A 19124-nucleotide genomic window follows, 5' to 3' on the forward strand; every position below is an offset into this window, starting at 1 on the left:
CTGCCTCTCGGGCGGACACTAGCGCTCGTGAGGGCCTGTGTGACCAGTAAGTAATGCGCGTCACGTCTCACATGACGGACATCACACCAGCAGGGGTCATCCCGCTCCCCGGACGGCGTAGTTGAGCACCTTCCGGCTCAACAGCTCCTCGATGTCATCGAGGAGGACGAGCATCTCCCGTGACACTTCGTCCGGGTTGCGCCCCTTGGCCATCTCGCGGCCGATCGCGACGAACACGGTGCCGTGGACCCAGCAGATCTGACCGGCGATCAGCCTGGGCAGGGGGTCGGCGTCCCCCGCATCCGTCTCCTCGCGGAGGGTCGCCTCCAGGTTGTCCTGGACCTCCTGCTGGATGCTCCACAGCCGGGAGCGCAGCGGCGGCGCCTCCTCGATGCAGCGCATGAAACGGTCGTAGCCCTCGACGAGGCCCATCCGGGGCGAGACGGCCTCGATCTCGGCGCGCAGCTCGCGCAGCACCGCCCGGGCGGCCGACTCCCCCGCGTCCCGGCCGCGCACCCAGCGGGAGAGCCGGTCGACGACCCCCTGGGAACGGTCGAAGAAGAGGTCCTCCTTGGCCGGGAAGTAGTTGTAGACGGTGTTCACGGAGACGTCGGCCGCCTCCGCCACGTCCGCGATCGTCACGGCCATGAACCCGCGCTCCAGGAACAGACCGGTGGCGATGTCCGAGATGCGCTGCCTGGTCTCGCGCTTCTTCCGCTCCCTGAGTCCCTCTGCCATGTCCGAATCCTAGCTTCCTTGGGTTCGCTGAAAACTTGGGGTCGTTGCAAATTTTCAGTGACTCTGTTTTTCTGGGCACATGGCAATCATCAGTACGTCCGCCCTGGCGCGTACCTTCCAGACCAAAGGCGGCCCGGTCCAGGCCGTGCGCGGCATCGACCTGACCGTCCGCGAGGGCGAGATCCTCGGCTTCCTCGGCCCGAACGGGGCCGGCAAGACGACCACCCTGCGGATGTTGACGACACTGCTGGAACCGACCGGCGGCGCCGCCACCGTCGCGGGCTGCGACCTGGCGACCGACCCGGCCGGGGTGCGCCGGGCCAGCGGCTACGTGGCACAGTCCGGCGGTGTCGACCCGCAGATCAGCGTGCGGGAGGAGCTGGTCACCCAGGGGCGTCTGTACCGGCTGACGCGGGCGCGGGCCGCCGAGCGCGCCGCGGAACTCGCCCGCGACCTGGGCCTCACCGAGTTCCTCGACCACAAGTGCGCGGCGCTCTCCGGCGGGCAGCGGCGCCGCCTGGACATCGCGATGGCGCTGACCCACCACCCGAAGGTGCTGTTCCTCGACGAGCCGACGACCGGACTCGACCCGGGCAGCCGGGCCGACCTGTGGGACCTGGTGCGCCGGCTGCGCGACGAGCACGGCACGACGGTCTTCCTGACCACGCACTACCTGGACGAGGCCGACGCCCTCTCCGACCGGCTGGTCGTCGTCGATCACGGGGTGGTCGTCGCCGAGGGCACCCCGAGCGCGCTGAAGCTCCGGTACGGCGGCTCACTCGACGCCTCGCTCCAGGACACCTTCCTCGCCATCACCGGCCGCAGCGCCGCGCCGGCCGACCAGACTCCCGTCGCCGTCTAGGACGCAGAGGACTCCCCATGCTGTTGCACGACATCGCGCTCGTCTACGGGCGCTATCTCCGCCAGTCCCTGCGCTCCCGCTTCGCGCTGCTCTTCGGCGTGCTGATGCCGCTGCTGTACCTGGTGTTCTTCGGCCCCCTGCTCACGGATCTGCCGCTCGGCGGGCAGGGCAGCTCCTGGCAGGTGCTCGTCCCCGGCCTGCTGCTGCAACTCGGGCTGTTCGGGGCGTCGTTCGCGGGCTTCTCGATCATCCTGGAGAAGGGCCAGGGAGTGGTCGAGCGCATGCGCGTCACCCCCGTCAGCCGACTGGCCCTGCTGCTCGGCCGGGTGCTCAGGGACGCCACGGTGTTCGCCTTCCAGGCCGTGCTGCTGGTGCTGGCCGCGGTGGCGATGGGGCTGCGGGCCCCGCTGCCCGGCGTCCTGATCGGGTTCGCCTTCGTCGCCCTGCTCTCGCTCTCGCTGGCCTCGCTGTCGTACGCGCTGGCCATGAGGCTGAGCACCCCGCAGACCTTCGGCCCGGCGATCAACGCGCTGACCATGCCGTCGATGCTGCTGTCCGGGCTGATGCTCCCGATGACCCTGGGCCCGGCCTGGCTGGACGTCCTGTCGCACCTCATGCCGTTCCGCTACCTGGTCGACGCCGTCCGGGACGCGTACGTCGGCTCCTACGCCACGGCACACATGCTGTACGGCGTGCTGGTCGCCGTCGGCTTCACGGCCCTGTCCGTGACAGTGGGCACACGCGTGTTCCGAACGGCCGGAGCGTAACTACGCTGGCCACATGGTCAATCTGACGCGCATCTACACCAGGACCGGCGACCAGGGCACCACCGCCCTCGGCGACATGAGCCGGGTCGCCAAGACCGACCTGCGGATCGCCGCGTACGCCGACGCCAACGAGGCGAACGCGGTGATCGGCACGGCCATCGCGCTGGGCGGCCTGGACGAGGAGGTCGTCAAGGTCCTCACCCGGGTGCAGAACGACCTGTTCGACGTGGGTGCGGACCTGTCGACACCGGTGGTGGAGAACCCGGAGTTCCCGCCGCTGCGGGTCGAGCAGTCCTACGTCGACAAGCTGGAGGCGGACTGCGACCGCTTCCTGGAGGGCCTGGAGAAGCTCCGCTCCTTCATCCTCCCCGGCGGCACCCCGGGCGCGGCCCTGCTCCACCAGGCCTGCACGGTCGTACGCCGGGCGGAGCGCTCGACCTGGGCGGCCCTGGAGGTCCACGGCGAGGTCATGAACCCCCTGACGGCCACCTACCTCAACCGGCTCTCCGACCTCCTGTTCATCCTCGCGAGGACGGCGAACAAGGAGGTCGGGGATGTGCTGTGGGTCCCGGGCGGGGAGCGCTAGCCCTTACTGCGGGCCCCCTGCCACAGCCCGGCGGCGACCAGCACGCCGCCGACGCACATCATCACGATGCCGACCTTCGTGAGGGTGACGACGGGGACCTCCACGTCCCCGGCGAACAGCCACAGCCCGAGGCCGATCACGAAGGTGACGATCCCTTCCAGCACGTTCCCGCGGGCCTTGCTCACCGGTGCGCCCTCTCCTTCTCCGGCGCGACCTCCGACTCACCCGCCGGAGCCTTCCGCGGCCAGATCCAGTAGCTCAGCGCGATCAGGCCGTGGATGCCGGCCGTGCGCCAGGCCACGTAGCGCCAGCTCTCCAGGGACGTGACACGGCTCGGGTCGTCCACGTACCAGATGGCCAGTTGGAGCAGCGCGGTCGCGACGGCGGCGCCGATCAGCGTGCCCATCCAGACCTTGCCCTCGTGACGCGCCCGGGCCATGCCGTAGCGCGGCGGCTTCGGCGGCGGCGGGGCGCCGCCGAACCGGCGGGCCGCGTGGCCGTCGAGCCACTTCACCGTGCGGTGGCCGTGCCCCACGGTGTAGCCGATGTACAGCGCGGCCAGCCCGTGCGTCCAGTTCGGCTCGGCGCCGTTCTTCAGGTCCAGTGCGGTGACGACCAGCAGGACGACCTCCAGCAGCGGCTCGCACAGCAGCAGCGCCAGCCCCGTGCGCGGCATGCGCAGCAGATAGCGGAAGGCCAGTCCGGCCGCCAGCAGCACCCAGAAGCCGATCTCACAGGCGGCGATCAAGGCGACGATCACGATTCGCTCCTCTCGGTCACCCTGCCAGGCTCCCGTTCGGCGCGGCCGGAATCGTCGTCGCGACTGACGAACCCGCGGTACATCGAAAGATGCAGTCCGGGACCCTTCGCGGGGATCACGCGCGGGGCACTGCGGCCGTGTTGGATGGTGCCATGGCCGTTCGACTCCCCCGCCCCCGCCGTTTCGACGTCTGCGTCGCGCTGGGCGGTCTGCTCGGCGGGCTGCTGCTGTGGGGCGTCGGCCTTGCCACCCGTCCACACACCGAGGTGTACGTACTCCTGCCGGGGCGCTGGCCGCTTCTGCTGCCGCTCGTCGTCATGGCGGGCTGTGAGCTGCTGCGCCGCATCGCCCCCCGCACCGCGCTGCTGATCGGCACGCCCGCGATCATCCTGGACACCGTCACCCAGGGCAACCTGGTCACGATCCTGATGTACACCGACCTCATGTACGCGGCCGTCCTGTACGGGCCGCCCGCCTCGGCCCACCGCATCCCGCGTATCACCGGGCTGCTCTCCGTGGCCGGAGCCGTGGTGCCGTTCGCGCTCTGGCGCGAGCCCGAGGCGCTGCTGATCGGCGTGGTCACCGGCCTGGTCGCCTTCGGGCCCGCGTCCACCGGCCTGATCGTCCGCAACCACCGCGAGGCCGCCGAAGCGGCCCGCTTGCGCGCCGAACAGACCGCGCTGCTCGCCGAGATGGACCGCACCCAGGCGGTGACCGCCGAACGCGCGCGGATGGCCCGCGAACTGCACGACATGGTCGCCAACCACCTGTCGGCGATCGCCATCCACTCCACCGCGGCCCTCTCCCTCGACGACCCGAAAACCTCTCAGGAGGCGCTGGGGGTCATCCGCGAGAACAGCGTGGAGGGGCTCGCGGAGATGCGGCGGCTCATCGGGATCCTCCGGGACTCCAGCGGCGACGTCGAACCCGTCACCGCACCCACCCTCGACGGACTCGGCGCCCTGGTCGACAACGCGCGCACCAACGGCCTCGACATCACGCTCGACGCCGCCCACGACGCGGTCCCCGCGCCCGTCGAACTCGCCGCCTACCGCATCGTCCAGGAGTCCCTCACCAACGCCCTCAAGCACGCCGGCCCCGGCCGGGTCACCGTGTCCCTCGCCCAGCTCGACGGCCTGCTGACCATCGCGGTGACCAGCCCCTACGGCGACCGGGACGGGCCGGGCGCCCCCGGCTCGGGCGCCGGGCTGGTCGGCATGCGGGAACGCGCCGCGCTACTGGACGGCACGTTCGAGGCCGGCCCGGAGGACTCGCCGGACGGCAAGATCTGGGCCGTACGCGCCGCCCTGCCCGTCCACGACACCGTCGAAGGAGAAGCCGAATGATCCGCGTCCTGGTCGCCGAGGACCAGTCGGCCGTCCGTGCCGGCCTGGTCCTCATCCTGCGCAGCGCACCCGACATGGAGGTGGTCGGCGAGGCGGCGGACGGCGAACAGGCGGTGGCGCTGGCCCGTGAGCTGCGGCCGGACCTGGTGCTGATGGACGTTCAGATGCCGCGACTGGACGGGGTGTCGGCGACCCGGCAGGTCGTGGCGGAACGGCTCGCCGACGTGCTGGTGCTGACCACCTTCGACCTGGACGAGTACGTGTTCGGGGCGCTGCGGGCGGGCGCGTCCGGCTTCCTGCTCAAGAACACCGAGGCGAAGGACCTGCTGGAGGCCGTACGGACGGTCGCACGCGGGGAGGGCCTGATCGCCCCGGCGGTCACCCGGCGGCTGATCGCGGAGTTCGCGGCGAAGCCGACCCGGGAGCCCGCGGCCGACCCCGCCGTCCTCGACCGGCTGACCCGGCGCGAGCGCGAGGTGCTGTCCTGCCTCGGCGAGGGCCTGTCCAACGCGGGCATCGCCGAGCGCCTCGACATGGCCGAGGCGACCGTGAAGACCCATGTCAGCCGCCTGCTGGCAAAGCTGGAGCTGCGCAGCCGGGTGCAAGCGGCAGTGCTCGCACAGGAGTTGAGGGTCTGACCCGCAGGGGTCAGGGACCTGACCCGGCCGCAGATCGCTACAGGTCACGGTGGTCCAGACCTATTGACCGGTGGTCCAGACCTTTCTATTCTCACCGCACCATGAGTGGGCGTGAGGCTCAGTCACGCCCCCCACAACTCCATCGAGGAGGCGCAGCATGCGCTTCAGACACAGAGCCGCGGCGGGGTTCGCGACCCTGTTGCTCCCGCTGGCCGGTCTCGTCGGCCTCGCGAGCCCGGCCCAGGCCGCGACATCCGCCACCGCGAGCTACACCAAGACCCAGGACTGGGGATCCGGCTTCGAAGGCAAGTGGACGGTGAAGAACACCGGAACCACGACCCTCAACTCCTGGACCGTCGAGTGGGACTTCCCCTCCGGCACGTCCGTCACCTCCGCCTGGGACGCCGACGTCACCTCCTCCGGCACCCACTGGACCGCGAAGAACAAGTCCTGGAACGGCACCCTGGCCCCCGGCGCCTCCGTCTCCTTCGGCTTCAACGGCACAGGCTCCGGCTCCCCCGCGGGCTGCAAGCTCAACGGCGGCAGCTGCGACGGCGGCAGCGTCCCCGGCGACGCGCCGCCCTCCGCGCCCGGCACCCCCGCCGCCTCCAACATCACCGACACCTCGGTGAAGCTGACCTGGTCCGCGGCCACCGACGACAAGGGCGTCAAGAACTACGACGTCCTGCGCGACGGCACGAAGGTCGCCACGGTGACGACCACGTCGTACACGGACACCGGCCTGACCAAGGGCACGGACTACTCCTACACCGTCCAGGCCCGTGACACCGCCGACCAGACCGGCCCGGTCAGCGGCGCCGTACGGGTCCGGACCACGGGTGGCACCACCGAGCCGCCCACCGGCGACAAGGTCAAGCTCGGCTACTTCACCGAGTGGGGCGTCTACGGCCGCAACTACCACGTCAAGAACCTGGTGACCTCGGGGTCAGCGTCGAAGATCACGCACATCAACTACGCCTTCGGCAACGTCAAGAACGGCCAGTGCACCGTCGACGACACCTACGCCGCCTACGACAAGGCCTACACCGCCGACCAGTCCGTCAGCGGCACCGCCGACACCTGGGACCAGCCGCTGCGCGGCAACTTCAACCAGCTGCGCCAGCTCAAGGCCAAGTACCCGCACATCAAGGTGCTGTACTCGTTCGGCGGCTGGACCTACTCGGGCGGCTTCGGCCAGGCCGCGCAGAACGCGGCCGCGTTCGCCAAGTCCTGCAAGGCCGTCGTGGAGGACCCGCGCTGGGCCGACGTCTTCGACGGCATCGACATCGACTGGGAGTACCCGAACGCCTGCGGCCTGACCTGCGACACCTCGGGCCCCGCGGCCTTCAGGAACCTGATGTCCGCGCTGCGCTCCGAGTTCGGCCCGAACTACCTGGTCACCGCGGCCATCACCGCCGACGGCTCCTCCGGCGGCAAGATCGACGCGGCCGACTACGGTGGCGCCGCGCAGTACCTCGACTGGTACAACGTGATGACGTACGACTACTTCGGCGCCTTCGACAAGGACGGCCCGACGGCCCCGCACTCCCCGCTCACCTCGTACCCCGGGATCCCGCAGGCGGGCTTCAACTCGGCCGACGCGATCGCCAAGCTGAAGGCGAAGGGAGTCCCGTCCGCCAAGCTCCTGCTCGGCATCGGCTTCTACGGCCGCGGCTGGACCGGCGTCACCCAGTCCGCCCCCGGCGGCACGGCCACCGGCCCGGCGCCCGGCACCTACGAGGCCGGCATCGAGGACTACAAGGTCCTCAGGAACTCCTGCCCGGCGACCGGCACGATCGCGGGCACCGCGTACGCGCACTGCGGCAGCAACTGGTGGTCGTACGACACCCCGTCGACGATCGCCGGGAAGATGACCTGGGCCAAGAACCAGGGCCTCGGCGGCGCGTTCTTCTGGGAGTTCAGCGGCGACACCGGTAACGGAGAGCTGGTGACCGCGATCAACAACGGTCTGTCGTAAAACAGTTCGGCGAGTTACGCCACGTTGACGCGCTGACCGGGCGGGGCTGCCTCAAGCCACGCGAGGAAACCGGTCAGCGCGTCTTCGCTCATCGCGAGTTCGAGACGCGTGCCCCGGTGCAGGCAGGCCAGGATCACATGGTCGGAGAGCAGCGCCAGCTCCTCCTCGCCCTCCGGGACCCGGCGGCCGACCACCTCGATCGCGGAACGCTCCAGGATCCGGCGCGGACGCGGCGAGTACGAGAAGACGCGGTACCACTCGACGCGGTCGCCGTTGTACCGGGCCACCCCGTAGGCCCAGCCCTTGCCGTTCGAGTCACCCTGCTCCGGGGCGTCCCAGCGCAGGCTGGCGTCGAAGGTGCCGCCCGAGCGCTGGATGAGCCGGCGGCGCAGGCCGAAGACGAACAGGCCCACCACCACGAGGGCCACCACGATTCCGCACACAGTCAGAGCGAGGACCATCGACACCGACCTCCTCGTCTCCTAGGTAACGGAACGTAAAAATCACCCACATCCGCCTCAGCCGCGGCTGGGTCCGGATCTCTCCGGTACCCAGCCGCGGCTGAGTGACGTCATCACACGACGGGCAGGGTCAGCGCGCCGCCGTGGCCGTACGCAGACGGACGTCCGCGCGGCGCTGGGCCTCCGCGTCGTCCTCCGCCTTCGCACGCTCCAGCTCCTGCTCCGCGCGCTGGACATCGATCTCGTCCGACAGCTCCGCGATTTCGGCCAGCAGCGAGAGCTTGTCGTCCGCGAACGAGATGAAACCGCCGTGGACCGCGGCGACGACCGTCCCGCCATCGCTCGTGCGGATGGTCACCGGGCCCGACTCCAGCACACCGAGCAGCGGCTGGTGACCGGGCATGACGCCGATGTCGCCGGACGTGGTGCGCGCGACGACCAGGGTGGCCTGGCCGGACCAGACCTCACGGTCGGCCGCGACCAGCGCGACGTGCAGCTCAGCAGCCAAGGGTGGCTCCTCGGGTCACCACCCGGCGGGAGTGCCGGGTGTTGGTTACAAGTCTAGTAGGCGTGACAGAGGGGGCGGGACGCGCCCGCCCCCTCCGGCGTGAGCACGAGGCTCACATCGAGCGCGAGGCTCAGGAGACGCCCAGCTCCTTCGCGTTCTTCTTCAGGTCCTCGAGACCACCGCACATGAAGAACGCCTGCTCCGGGAAGTGGTCGTACTCGCCGTCGCAGATCGCGTTGAACGCGGCGATCGACTCGTCCAGCGGCACGTCCGAACCGTCCACACCGGTGAACTGCTTGGCGGCGTGGGTGTTCTGGGACAGGAAGCGCTCCACGCGACGGGCACGGTGGACGACGAGCTTGTCCTCCTCGCCGAGCTCGTCGATACCGAGGATCGCGATGATGTCCTGCAGGTCCTTGTACTTCTGCAGGATGTTCTTCACGCGCATCGCGGCGTTGTAGTGGTCCGCCGAGATGTACCGCGGGTCGAGGATCCGGGACGTGGAGTCCAGCGGGTCCACGGCCGGGTAGATGCCCTTCTCGGAGATCGGACGGGAGAGCACCGTCGTCGCGTCGAGGTGGGCGAAGGTGGTGGCCGGGGCCGGGTCGGTCAGGTCGTCCGCGGGGACGTAGATCGCCTGCATCGAGGTGATCGAGTGACCACGGGTCGAGGTGATGCGCTCCTGGAGGATGCCCATCTCGTCGGCCAGGTTCGGCTGGTAGCCCACCGCGGAGGGCATACGGCCGAGCAGGGTCGACACCTCGGAACCGGCCTGGGTGAAGCGGAAGATGTTGTCGATGAAGAACAGCACGTCCTGCTTCTGGACGTCACGGAAGTACTCCGCCATCGTCAGGCCGGCCAGGGCCACGCGCAGACGGGTGCCCGGGGGCTCGTCCATCTGGCCGAAGACCAGGGCGGTCTTGTCCAGAACGCCGGACTCTTCCATCTCCGCGATGAGGTCGTTGCCCTCACGGGTGCGCTCACCGACGCCCGCGAAGACGGAGACGCCCTCGTGGAGGTTGGCGACACGCATGATCATTTCCTGGATCAGCACGGTCTTGCCGACACCGGCGCCACCGAACAGACCGATCTTGCCGCCCTTGACGTACGGGGTGAGCAGGTCGACGACCTTCAGGCCCGTCTCGAACATCTCGGTCTTGGACTCGAGCTGGTCGAACGCGGGGGCCTTGCGGTGGATGGACCAGCGCTCGCCCTCGTAGGTCTCGTCGGTGTTCAGCACCTCACCGAGAGTGTTGAACACCTTGCCCTTGGTGAAGTCGCCGACCGGAACGGTGATGCCCGCGCCGGTGTCGACGACCGGGGCCTGGCGGACCAGGCCGTCGGTGGGCTGCATGGAGATCGCGCGGACCAGGCCGTCACCCAGGTGCTGGGCGACCTCCAGGGTCAGCGTCTTCTTCTCGCCCGCCTGCGCCGGGTCGGCGACCTCGACGTGGAGGGCGTTGTAGATCTCGGGCATCGCGTCGACGGGGAACTCCACGTCGACGACCGGGCCGATGACCCGGGCGACGCGGCCCGTAGCCGTCGCGGTCTCAACAGTGGTGGTCATTTATCGGTCACTCCCCGCGGTCGCGTCGGCCAGGGCACTGGCGCCACCGACGATCTCGCTGATTTCCTGGGTGATTTCGGCCTGGCGGGCCTGGTTGGCAAGCCGGGTGAGCGTCTCGATGAGCTCTCCGGCGTTGTCGGTGGCCGACTTCATCGCGCGCCGCGTGGCGGCGTGCTTGGAGGCGGCCGACTGGAGCAGCGCGTTGTAGATCCGGCTCTCCACATAGCGCGGCAGCAGGGCGTCCAGGACGTCCTCCGCCGAGGGCTCGAAGTCGAACAGCGGGAGGATCTCGCCCTTGGGCTTCGCCTCCGCCGCCACCTCGTCGAGGCTGAGCGGCAGCAGCCGCGCCTCGATCGCCGTCTGCGTCATCATCGACACGAACTCGGTGTAGACGATGTGGAGCTCGTCCACGCCGCCCTCGGCCGTCTCGGTCTCGATCGCCTCGATCAGCGGGGCCGCGACCCTCTTGGCGTCCGCGTACGACGGGTCGTCGGTGAAGCCCGTGAACGACTCCGCGATCTTGCGCTCGCGGAAGTTGTAGTGGGCGACACCACGGCGGCCGACGATGTAGCTGACGACCTCCTTGCCCTCGGCCTCAAGCTTCTCCGTGAGCCTCTCCGCGGCCTTGATGGCGTTGGAGTTGAAGGCACCGGCCAGCCCGCGGTCGCTCGTGAGGAGCAGGACCGCGGCACGGGTCGGGTTCTCCGGCTCGGTCGTCAGCGGGTGCTTGGTGTTCGATCCGGTGGCGACCGCCGTGACCGCCCGGGTGAGCTCGGTCGCGTACGGCGTGGACGCCGCCACCTTGCGCTGCGCCTTGACGACGCGCGAGGCGGCGATCATCTCCATCGCCTTCGTGATCTTCTTGGTCGCGGAGACGGATCGGATGCGACGCTTGTAGACCCGGAGCTGGGCTCCCATGAGTCAGGTCCCTTCCGTCGTCACTTGCCGGCAGCCGGGGCGTCCTCGCCGAGCAGCTTGCCGTCGGAGGTCTCGAACTGCTTCTTGAACTCCGCGATGGCGTCGGCCATGGCCTGGAGGGTGTCGTCCGACATCTTCCCGCCCTCGCGGATGGAGGTCAGCAGGCCCTGCTCCTTGCGGTGCAGGTACTCCAGCAGCTCCTTCTCGAAGCGGCGGATGTCGGCGACCGGGACCTCGTCCATCTTGCCGGTGGTGCCGGCCCAGATGGAGACGACCTGGTCCTCGGTGGCCATCGGCTGGTACTGCGGCTGCTTCAGCAGCTCGACCATGCGCTGACCACGCTCCAGCTGCGCCTTGGACGCGGCGTCCAGGTCGGAACCGAAGGCGGCGAACGCCTCCAGCTCACGGAACTGGGCGAGGTCCACACGCAGTCGGCCGGAGACCTGGCGGATCGCCTTGTGCTGGGCGGAACCACCGACTCGGGAGACCGAGATACCGACGTTCAGCGCGGGACGCTGACCGGCGTTGAACAGGTCCGACTCCAGGAAGCACTGGCCGTCGGTGATGGAGATGACGTTGGTCGGGATGAACGCCGAGACGTCGTTGGCCTTGGTCTCGACGATCGGCAGACCGGTCATCGAGCCGGCACCCATGTCGTCGGAGAGCTTCGCGCAGCGCTCCAGCAGCCGGGAGTGCAGGTAGAAGACGTCACCCGGGTAGGCCTCACGGCCCGGCGGGCGGCGCAGCAGCAGCGACACGGCGCGGTAGGCGTCGGCCTGCTTCGACAGGTCGTCGAAGATGATCAGGACGTGCTTGCCCTGGTACATCCAGTGCTGGCCGATGGCCGAACCGGTGTACGGCGCCAGGTACTTGAAGCCGGCCGGGTCGGACGCCGGAGCGGCGACGATGGTCGTGTACTCCAGCGCGCCGGCCTCCTCCAGAGCGCCGCGCACGCCGGCGATGGTGGAGCCCTTCTGGCCGATGGCGACGTAGATGCAGCGGACCTGCTTGTTCGGGTCGCCCGAGCGCCAGTTGTCGCGCTGGTTGATGATCGTGTCGACGGCCAGGGCGGTCTTGCCGGTCTGGCGGTCACCGATGATCAGCTGACGCTGGCCACGGCCGATCGGGGTCATGGTGTCGACGGCCTTGTAGCCCGTCTCCATCGGCTCGTGCACCGACTTGCGGACCATGACGCCAGGAGCCTGAAGCTCCAGGGCGCGACGGCTGTCGGTCTCGATCTCGCCGAGGCCGTCGATCGGGTTGCCGAGGGGGTCCACCACGCGGCCGAGGTAGCCCTCGCCGACCGCGACGGACAGGACCTCGCCGGTACGGCTGACCGGCTGCCCCTCCTCGACGCCGCTGAACTCGCCGAGGACGATGGCACCGATCTCGCGCTCCTCGAGGTTGAGGGCGAGGCCGAGGGTGCCGTCCTCGAACTTCAGCAGCTCGTTGGCCATGGTCGAGGGCAGGCCCTCGACCTTCGCGATGCCGTCGCCGGCAAAGGTGACCGTACCGACCTCCTCGCGCGAGGCCGCGTCCGGCTTGTACGCCTGGACGAAGTTCTCCAGCGCGTCCCGGATCTCCTCCGGCCGGATCGTGAGCTCCGCCATCTGGGTTCCCTGCTCTCCTTGTTGGGCCCGAAGTTTCTTAGGGGGTCTGGGGGCGACCCCCAGGATTCTTCTGCACGGCCCAACCAGGGCCGTCGTAAGTACGTAATGCCTATTGAGTTGCTGCTCAGCTCGTGAGCCGGCGGCCGGCGTCCTCGATGCGGTCCGCGAGGGAGCCGTTGATGACCTCGTCGCCGACCTGCACCCGCATTCCGCCGAGGACCTCGGGGTCCACGTCCAGGTTGAGGTGCATCTTGCGGCCGTAGAGCTTCGCGAGGGCGGCGCCCAGGCGCTGCTTCTGCACGTCGCTCAGCGGTACCGCCGAGGTGACGACGGCGACCATGCGGTCCCGGCGCTCGGCGGCGAGCTTGGACAGGGACTCCAGTCCCGACTCCAGGCTACGTCCCCGCGGCGCCGCCACAAGGCGCGTCACCAGACGCTCGGTGGCCGCCTGTGCCCTGCCGCCGAGCAGGCTGCGCAGCAGCTCGCTCTTGGCCGGGGTGGTGGCCTTGCGGTCGGTCAGCGCGGCGCGCAGCTCGGTGCTGCCGGAGACGATCCGGCCGAACCGGAACAGCTCGTCCTCGACGTCGTCGAGCTTGCCCGCCTTCTGCGCGGCGGTGAGGTCGGCGGTGCTGGCCAGCTCCTCCAGGGCGTCCACCAGGTCGCGCGACTGCGACCAGCGGGAGCGCACCATTCCGGCGACCAGGTCGGCGGCCGGGCCGCTGACCTGGGTGCCGAGCAGGCGCTGGGCCAGTTCGGCCTTGGCCTCACCGGCCTGCGCCGGGTCGGTGAGGACCCGACGCAGCGACACCTCGCGGTCGAGCAGCGCGGTGACGGCGGCCAGTTCGTCGGCGAGCGCGCCGGCGTCCACGGACGTGGAGTCCGTCAGCGCGTCGAGACGCTCTCGTGCGGCTGCCAGGGCCTCGCGGCTCGCTCCGTTCATCGGCCGGCCTCGGCCTTCTCCTCGAGGTCGTCGAGGAACCGGTCGATCACGCGGCTCTGGCGGGCGTGGTCCTCGAGGGACTCGCCGACGAGCTTGCCGGCCAGGTCGGTGGCGAGCTTGCCGACGTCCTGGCGGAGCGCGGACGCGGCGGCCTTGCGGTCGGCCTCGATCTGGGCGTGACCGGCGGCGACGATCTCCTCGCGCTGCCGCTGGCCCTCGGCCCGCATCTCGGCGATGAGGGCGGCACCCTGCTCCTGCGCCTCCTGGCGCAGACGCGCGGCCTCGTGCCGGGCCTCGGCGAGCTGTGCCTTGTACTGCTCAAGGACGCTCTGGGCCTCGACCTTCATGGTCTCGGCCTCTTCGATACCGCCTTCGATCGCCGCGCGGCGCTCCTCCAGAACCTTGTTGATGTTCGGAAGCAGCTTCTTCCAGAAGAAGAAGAACACGATGGCGAAGGCGATGGTGCCGACGAGCAGCTCGGGGCCCGGAGGAACGAGCGGGTTCTGCTCTTCCTCGGCCGCCAGCTGCACCAGGTTGGCGATCACATCAGTGCCTTTCGTCGAAACGTGTCGGTGAGCAGGAAATTACTGACCGAACACGAACGGCATAACGATGCCGATGAGGGCGAGCGCCTCACAGAACGCGAAGCCCAGGATCTGGTTGGCACGGATCAGACCGGCCGCCTCGGGCTGACGGGCCAGGGCCTGGGTGCCGTTACCGAAGATGATGCCGACGCCGATGCCGGGGCCGATGGCGGAGAGGCCGTAGCCGATGGAGCCGAGCGAACCGGAGACAGCGGCGAGGGTCTCAGTGGCAGCCATGCTGAATCTTCCTTCTCTTTCACGGACCGGCGGGGGTTGGCCACCGGACGTTCTTGGGACTTGCGGGGCGGGAGGGGCTCAGTGGTGCTCGGCGAGAGCGCCCTGGATGTACGTGCAGGCGAGGAGTACGAAGACGTACGCCTGGACGGCCTGCACGAAAAGCTCGAAACCGATCATGGCGATGGTCATCACGAACGAGACACCGGCCGCCGGGATCATCCAGCTGTTCAGGAGGTACCAGGAGGCGACCGTGAACATGACCAGCATCAGGTGGCCGGCGAACATGTTGGCGAACAGTCGCACCGCGTGCGTGAACGGCCGGACGAGCAGGTTCGAGAAGAACTCGATGACCATCACGAGCGGCAGCACCGGGCCGAGCGTCTTGTCGTAGCCGGTGATGTTCTTGAAGAACCCGACGAAGCCGTGCCGCTTGAAGGTCAGCGAGACCCACGTGACGTAGACGACCGCGGCGAGTACCGCCGGGAACGCGATGATCGACGAGACCGGGAACTGCGCCAGCGGGATCACGGACCAGATGTTCATGATCCAGATGAAGAAGAACAGCGAGACCATCAGGGGGACGTACTTCTCGCCCTCCTTCTTTCCGAGGGTCTCGTAGACGATGCCGCGGCGGACGAAGTCGTAGCCGGCTTCACCGACCATCTGCAGCTTGCCCGGCACCACCTTGGCCTTGCCGAAGGCCGCGTAGAAGAAGCCGATGACGAGGATGGTGGTGATGATCGCGAGCAGCATCACCTTGTTGAACTCGAACCCTCCAACCGTGGCAATCGGCTTGAAGAGGAACGAGTGCAGGCCCGGTGCCGGAAAACCACACCCGTCGGACATGATCCGACAGCTCCAGTCAAAGGCGAGCTGGGTCTGGTCAGCACTCACCACGGGCTCCTTCGGCGTGACGCATGGGTACGGCAACCTCGTTGTGTCGGCGCGGCGCGCAGCCGCGGGTCGGCACCGGACTGGTGTTACGGATGTGAGGGCGGCTGGGGGGCATCGAGCCTCGCGTTCGAGCAGGCGTCAGCTCAGATGCCCGCGCCCGCGATGCCGCAGTTGGCACCGGACGATAGCAGGAGTTCCCAATGCTCTTTATCGCGCCCCTACTCGTCACGACGACGACCCGGTCTTCTCGGGCTTCTCGCTCTTCTCGGAGTCCGGGTCGATGTAGAAGATCTTGGCCTTCATGTGCGCACGAGCCTGCGCGGCCATCCACACGACGGTCGCGACGACGAGCCCGACGGCGAACGTCTTCGCGTTGAAGAACGAGGTGTCCTTGAAGAGGGCGACGAAAATCAGGAGCAGCAGCAACTGGGCCGTGTAGAGCATCAGCCCCATGGCCTGGAACAACTGCGGGAGCGTTTTTGCCGTCCGCTGGAGGACGTACAGACCGATCCCCATGAAGAGGATCGCCAGGGCTGTGCCGACGGCGGCTCCGAGGGCCCCCTTGCCTCCGGCCACCACGCCGCTGACGGCGACGGCGACCACACCGGCAGCCGCTGCGGGCACAGCGCACTGCAGAAGGTTCCGGGCGTCATTGGACGGCATGGCGGCAACTCCGCTTTCGCAGGGGGCAGGGGTGTCGTCATGGACGAGCGTAGTCCCGGGCTGAGTGGAGACCTCACACCAATGGACCGTCGCACTGCGGTCCTTCGGCTCTATCCGGGGGTTCTCGTGAACCGTATCACAAACTATTTGATGCAGTCTTTACCTGAAGGTGTGCGGGCTGTCACACATGAGAGTGAAGCCGCGCGTCTGTGCAGGAACAGCGCCGACTTGTCTGGTATTGGGCGCTTCGCACCCCCATCGCAACCCCACGACTTGGCAATGCTCTAGTCAGATTCTTACCTTGTCCCGGTTCTTACCTGGTCCCGGCCTTGCGCCGGTCCGCCAGACGCGAACGGGAGCCGAGGGCGGTGGCCCCGTTGACTCCCGAGACTCCGGACACCACCGGGGCGCGGTCCTCACGCGCGACCGCGGCCGTCTGCTCGGCGGCGGACGCCGGCGTCGAGGCCTCGGGCGCCAGGGCCGGGACCCCGCGGCGCCGGTAGCGCGGCGGCACGAACCGCTCCATCCAGCGCGGGGCGCGCGGCGTGAAGCGCGGCAGCAGGAGCAGGGCCAGGCCGATCGCGCTGAGGAACACGACCCCGAGCACGATCCACATGGACGCCGAGTTGACCGAGTAGGCGAGCGCCCCGAAGGCGATCAGCGCCGACCAGAAGTACATGATCAGCACGGCCCGGCTGTGCGAGTGGCCGATCTCCAGCAGCCGGTGGTGCAGGTGGCCGCGGTCGGCGGCGAACGGCGACTGGCCGCGCCAGGTGCGGCGCACGATGGCCAGGATGAGGTCGGCGGCGGGGACCGCGATGATCGTCAGCGGCAGCAGCAGCGGGATGTAGACGGGGACCGTCTGGTGCACGGCCTCCTTCTCCGACCCGACGTACAGGTTGAGCGCGTCCGGGTCGACCTGCCCCGTGATGGAGATGGCACCGGCGGCCAGGACCAGGCCGATCAGCATCGAGCCCGAGTCGCCCATGAAGATCCGCGCCGGGTGCATGTTGTGCGGCAGGAAGCCCAGGCACATGCCCATCAGGATCGCCGAGAAGAGAGTGGCCGGGGCGGCGGCCTCGACGCCGTACGAGTACCAGATCCGGTAGGCGTACAGGAAGAACGCGGTGGCCGCGATGCAGACCATGCCGGCCGCGAGACCGTCCAGGCCGTCGACGAAGTTGACCGCGTTGATGGTGATGACGACCAGCGCCACCGTCAGCAGGGTGCCCTGCCACTGGGTGAGCGCCACCGAGCCGACGCCCGGGATGGGCAGCCACAGGATCGTCAGACCCTGCACGACCATGACGCCCGCGGCGATCATCTGGCCGCCCAGCTTGATCAGGGCGTCGATCTCGAACTTGTCGTCCAGCACGCCGATCAGCCAGATCAGGGCCGCCCCGGACAGCAGCGCGCGGGGTTCGTTCGAGGCCTGGAAGACCTGGTTGAGGTTGGTCAGGTGATCGGCGACCAGCAGCCCCGCGCACAGGCCGAAGAACATCGCGATCCCGCCGAGCCGCGGAGTGGGTTCCCGGTGCACGTCACGTGCCCGGATCTCCGGCATCGCTCCGGCCACGATCGCGAACTTCCGTACCGGCCCTGTCAGCAGATACGTCACCGCGGCCGTGATGCAGAGCGTCAGCAGGTATTCACGCACAGGCTTCCCCACAGGTCTCGCTGGCCATCTCAGCCCCACACCCTAGCGATGCGCGCATATGTGTGGGGACTTCCGGGTAGCGACGATGGTTGCACGAGTAGCTGTGCACCCTGGTGCGCTTACCCCGTCTCAGCGGGGATACGGCGGAAATCCACCGGCCAGCTCCCGCACTTCTTCACGGGCCCTCGCGGTCTCGGTCACGCCCTTGAGCACCCCTGCGAGCAGCTTGGCGATCCGCGCCATCTCCGCCTCGCCCATGCCCTGCGTGGTCACGGCGGCCGTGCCGAGTCTGAGTCCCCGGGCGTCGCCGTGCGGCAGCGCGCAGCAGTCCAGGACCAGGCCGGCCGCGGCGAGACGGCGCCGGGCGGTGCGGCCGTCGACGCCGAGCGGCGCCGGGTCGGCGGTGATCAGGTGGGTGTCCGTGCCGCCCGTGGTGACGACCAGGCCCTCGGCGGCCAGCCGGGCCGCGAGAACCCTCGCATTGGCGACCACCTGATGGGCGTACACGGCGAACGCCGGAGTTGCCGCCTCCCCGAACGCGACGGCCTTGGCCGCGATGGTGTGCATCTGCGCGCCGCCCTGTGTGAAAGGAAACACGGCCCGGTCGACCCGCTCGGCCAGCTCCGCACGGCACAGGATCATGCCGCCGCGCGGGCCCCGCAGCACCTTGTGCGTCGTCGCACAGACGATGTCCGCGTACGGCACCGGGTTCGGCGCCGCTCCCCCGGCGACCAGCCCGATGGGATGCGCGGCGTCCGCGACGAGGTACGCGCCCACCTCGTCGGCGACGTCGCGGAAGAACGCGTAGTCGATGTGCCGGGGGTAGGCGATGGAGCCGCACACGATCGCCTTGGGCCGGCGCGTGCGCGCCAGGGTGCGCACCTGCTCGTGGTCCATCAGCCCGGACTCGGCCTCCACGCCGTATCCGACGAAGTCGAACCAGCGGCCGGAGAAGTTGGCCGGCGAACCGTGCGTGAGATGACCGCCGTAGGGCAGACCGAGGGCGAGGACGGTGTCACCGGGGCGCAGCAGAGCGGCGTAGGCGGCCAGGACGGCCGAAGAACCGGAGTGGGACTGGACGTTGGCGTGCTCGGCGCCGAACAGCGCCCTGGCCCGGTCCACGGCCACGCGCTCGGCCACGTCGGCGATCTCGCAGCCGCCGTGGTGCCGCGCTCCCGGGTAGCCCTCGGCGTACTTGTTGGCGAGCGGCGAGCCGAGGGCGGCCAGGACGGCCGGCGAGCTGAAGTTCTCGGCGGCGATCAGCTGGAGCGTCGTCGCCTGCCGCTCCCGCTCGCCGAGCAGGATGTCGGCGAGTTCGGGGTCCTGGCGGCGCAGGAGGTCGGCCTCGATGGCAGGGGTGACCGTCATGGTGGGCTCCGGGCGGCGTCGACGGTGACGTACGTCCAATGT

Annotated in this window: 21 protein-coding genes; 6 read left to right on the plus strand and 15 right to left on the minus strand. The window is 69.2% G+C overall.

What is annotated here, in order from left to right; translation table 11 throughout:
• Positions 1-96: 96 nt before the first annotated feature.
• The gene (locus GTY47_RS34975; protein ID WP_010040124.1) at positions 97-738 is read right to left on the minus strand and encodes a TetR/AcrR family transcriptional regulator; all 642 of its coding nucleotides are present in this window, start codon (positions 736-738) and stop codon (positions 97-99) included.
• Between the two features lie 79 nt (positions 739-817).
• Here GTY47_RS34975 and GTY47_RS34980 point away from each other — a divergent pair, with 79 nt between their 5' ends.
• Genes GTY47_RS34980 through GTY47_RS34990 form a run of 3 tightly spaced genes read left to right on the plus strand, consistent with a single transcriptional unit; the run spans position 818 to position 2953 of the window.
• Positions 818-1600, plus strand: coding sequence for an ATP-binding cassette domain-containing protein (locus GTY47_RS34980; protein WP_010040125.1), 783 nt, complete (start codon positions 818-820; stop codon positions 1598-1600).
• Between the two features lie 17 nt (positions 1601-1617).
• Positions 1618-2367 (plus strand): ABC transporter permease, encoded by a 750-nt coding sequence (locus GTY47_RS34985; RefSeq protein WP_010040128.1) that lies wholly within the window; start codon positions 1618-1620, stop codon positions 2365-2367.
• Positions 2368-2380: 13 nt separating this feature from the next.
• On the plus strand, positions 2381-2953 hold the full coding sequence (locus GTY47_RS34990) for a cob(I)yrinic acid a,c-diamide adenosyltransferase (protein ID WP_010040132.1): 573 nt from the start codon (positions 2381-2383) through the stop codon (positions 2951-2953).
• On the opposite strand, the gene GTY47_RS34995 is transcribed toward GTY47_RS34990, so the two are convergent.
• Positions 2950-3138, minus strand: a complete 189-nt coding sequence (locus tag GTY47_RS34995; RefSeq protein ID WP_010040133.1) for a DUF5708 family protein — start codon at positions 3136-3138, stop codon at positions 2950-2952. The two genes, GTY47_RS34990 and GTY47_RS34995, sit on opposite strands and share 4 nt — an antisense overlap.
• A complete protein-coding gene (locus tag GTY47_RS35000) occupies positions 3135-3713 on the minus strand; it encodes a hypothetical protein (protein WP_010040136.1) in 579 nt (192 codons plus the stop codon). The genes GTY47_RS34995 and GTY47_RS35000 overlap by 4 nt, the downstream gene beginning before the upstream one ends.
• Positions 3714-3865: 152 nt before the next feature.
• Between GTY47_RS35000 and GTY47_RS35005 the strand changes: the two genes are divergently transcribed.
• From GTY47_RS35005 to GTY47_RS35015, 3 genes are all read left to right on the plus strand, one after another.
• Entirely contained in the window at positions 3866-5059 is a 1194-nt protein-coding gene (locus GTY47_RS35005; RefSeq protein WP_010040138.1) for a histidine kinase, read from the plus strand.
• Positions 5056-5697, plus strand: coding sequence for a response regulator transcription factor (locus GTY47_RS35010; RefSeq protein WP_010040139.1), 642 nt, complete (start codon positions 5056-5058; stop codon positions 5695-5697). The genes GTY47_RS35005 and GTY47_RS35010 overlap by 4 nt, the downstream gene beginning before the upstream one ends.
• Positions 5698-5854: 157 nt before the next feature.
• Positions 5855-7675 (plus strand): glycoside hydrolase family 18 chitinase, encoded by a 1821-nt coding sequence (locus tag GTY47_RS35015; protein WP_010040141.1) that lies wholly within the window; start codon positions 5855-5857, stop codon positions 7673-7675.
• Between the two features lie 14 nt (positions 7676-7689).
• Here GTY47_RS35015 and GTY47_RS35020 read toward each other — a convergent pair whose 3' ends face one another.
• The 12 genes from GTY47_RS35020 to glyA all read right to left on the minus strand — a co-directional run bounded on the left by GTY47_RS35020 (position 7690) and on the right by glyA (position 19082).
• On the minus strand, positions 7690-8136 hold the full coding sequence (locus tag GTY47_RS35020) for a DUF2550 domain-containing protein (protein WP_029181186.1): 447 nt from the start codon (positions 8134-8136) through the stop codon (positions 7690-7692).
• 130 nt (positions 8137-8266) lie between these two features.
• A complete protein-coding gene (locus tag GTY47_RS35025; RefSeq protein WP_010040145.1) occupies positions 8267-8644 on the minus strand; it encodes a F0F1 ATP synthase subunit epsilon in 378 nt (125 codons plus the stop codon).
• 130 nt (positions 8645-8774) lie between these two features.
• Positions 8775-10211, minus strand: a complete 1437-nt coding sequence (gene atpD, locus GTY47_RS35030; protein WP_010040147.1) for a F0F1 ATP synthase subunit beta — start codon at positions 10209-10211, stop codon at positions 8775-8777.
• On the minus strand, positions 10212-11129 hold the full coding sequence (locus GTY47_RS35035; protein WP_010040149.1) for a F0F1 ATP synthase subunit gamma: 918 nt from the start codon (positions 11127-11129) through the stop codon (positions 10212-10214). It abuts the gene before it with no gap.
• Between the two features lie 20 nt (positions 11130-11149).
• Positions 11150-12739, minus strand: a complete 1590-nt coding sequence (gene atpA / locus GTY47_RS35040) for a F0F1 ATP synthase subunit alpha (RefSeq protein ID WP_010040152.1) — start codon at positions 12737-12739, stop codon at positions 11150-11152.
• Between the two features lie 124 nt (positions 12740-12863).
• Positions 12864-13679, minus strand: a complete 816-nt coding sequence (locus tag GTY47_RS35045; RefSeq protein WP_010040157.1) for a F0F1 ATP synthase subunit delta — start codon at positions 13677-13679, stop codon at positions 12864-12866.
• Entirely contained in the window at positions 13676-14224 is a 549-nt protein-coding gene (locus tag GTY47_RS35050) for a F0F1 ATP synthase subunit B (RefSeq protein WP_010040159.1), read from the minus strand. The genes GTY47_RS35045 and GTY47_RS35050 overlap by 4 nt, the downstream gene beginning before the upstream one ends.
• Before the next feature lie 39 nt (positions 14225-14263).
• Entirely contained in the window at positions 14264-14500 is a 237-nt protein-coding gene (locus tag GTY47_RS35055; RefSeq protein WP_010040161.1) for an ATP synthase subunit C, read from the minus strand.
• Positions 14501-14578: 78 nt separating this feature from the next.
• Positions 14579-15346, minus strand: coding sequence for a F0F1 ATP synthase subunit A (gene atpB, locus GTY47_RS35060; protein ID WP_010040165.1), 768 nt, complete (start codon positions 15344-15346; stop codon positions 14579-14581).
• Positions 15347-15619: 273 nt separating this feature from the next.
• Positions 15620-16057: a hypothetical protein gene (locus GTY47_RS35065; RefSeq protein ID WP_029181187.1), complete on the minus strand. Its 438-nt coding sequence runs from the start codon at positions 16055-16057 to the stop codon at positions 15620-15622.
• A 313-nt stretch (positions 16058-16370) separates the two neighbouring features.
• Positions 16371-17714 (minus strand): MraY family glycosyltransferase, encoded by a 1344-nt coding sequence (locus GTY47_RS35070; protein WP_010040169.1) that lies wholly within the window; start codon positions 17712-17714, stop codon positions 16371-16373.
• A 129-nt stretch (positions 17715-17843) separates the two neighbouring features.
• Positions 17844-19082, minus strand: a complete 1239-nt coding sequence (gene glyA / locus GTY47_RS35075; protein WP_010040170.1) for a serine hydroxymethyltransferase — start codon at positions 19080-19082, stop codon at positions 17844-17846.
• Positions 19083-19124 lie beyond the last annotated feature (42 nt).

This window comes from Streptomyces sp. SID5464 (assembly GCF_009862985.1).
Lineage (GTDB): Bacteria > Actinomycetota > Actinomycetes > Streptomycetales > Streptomycetaceae > Streptomyces > Streptomyces chartreusis_D.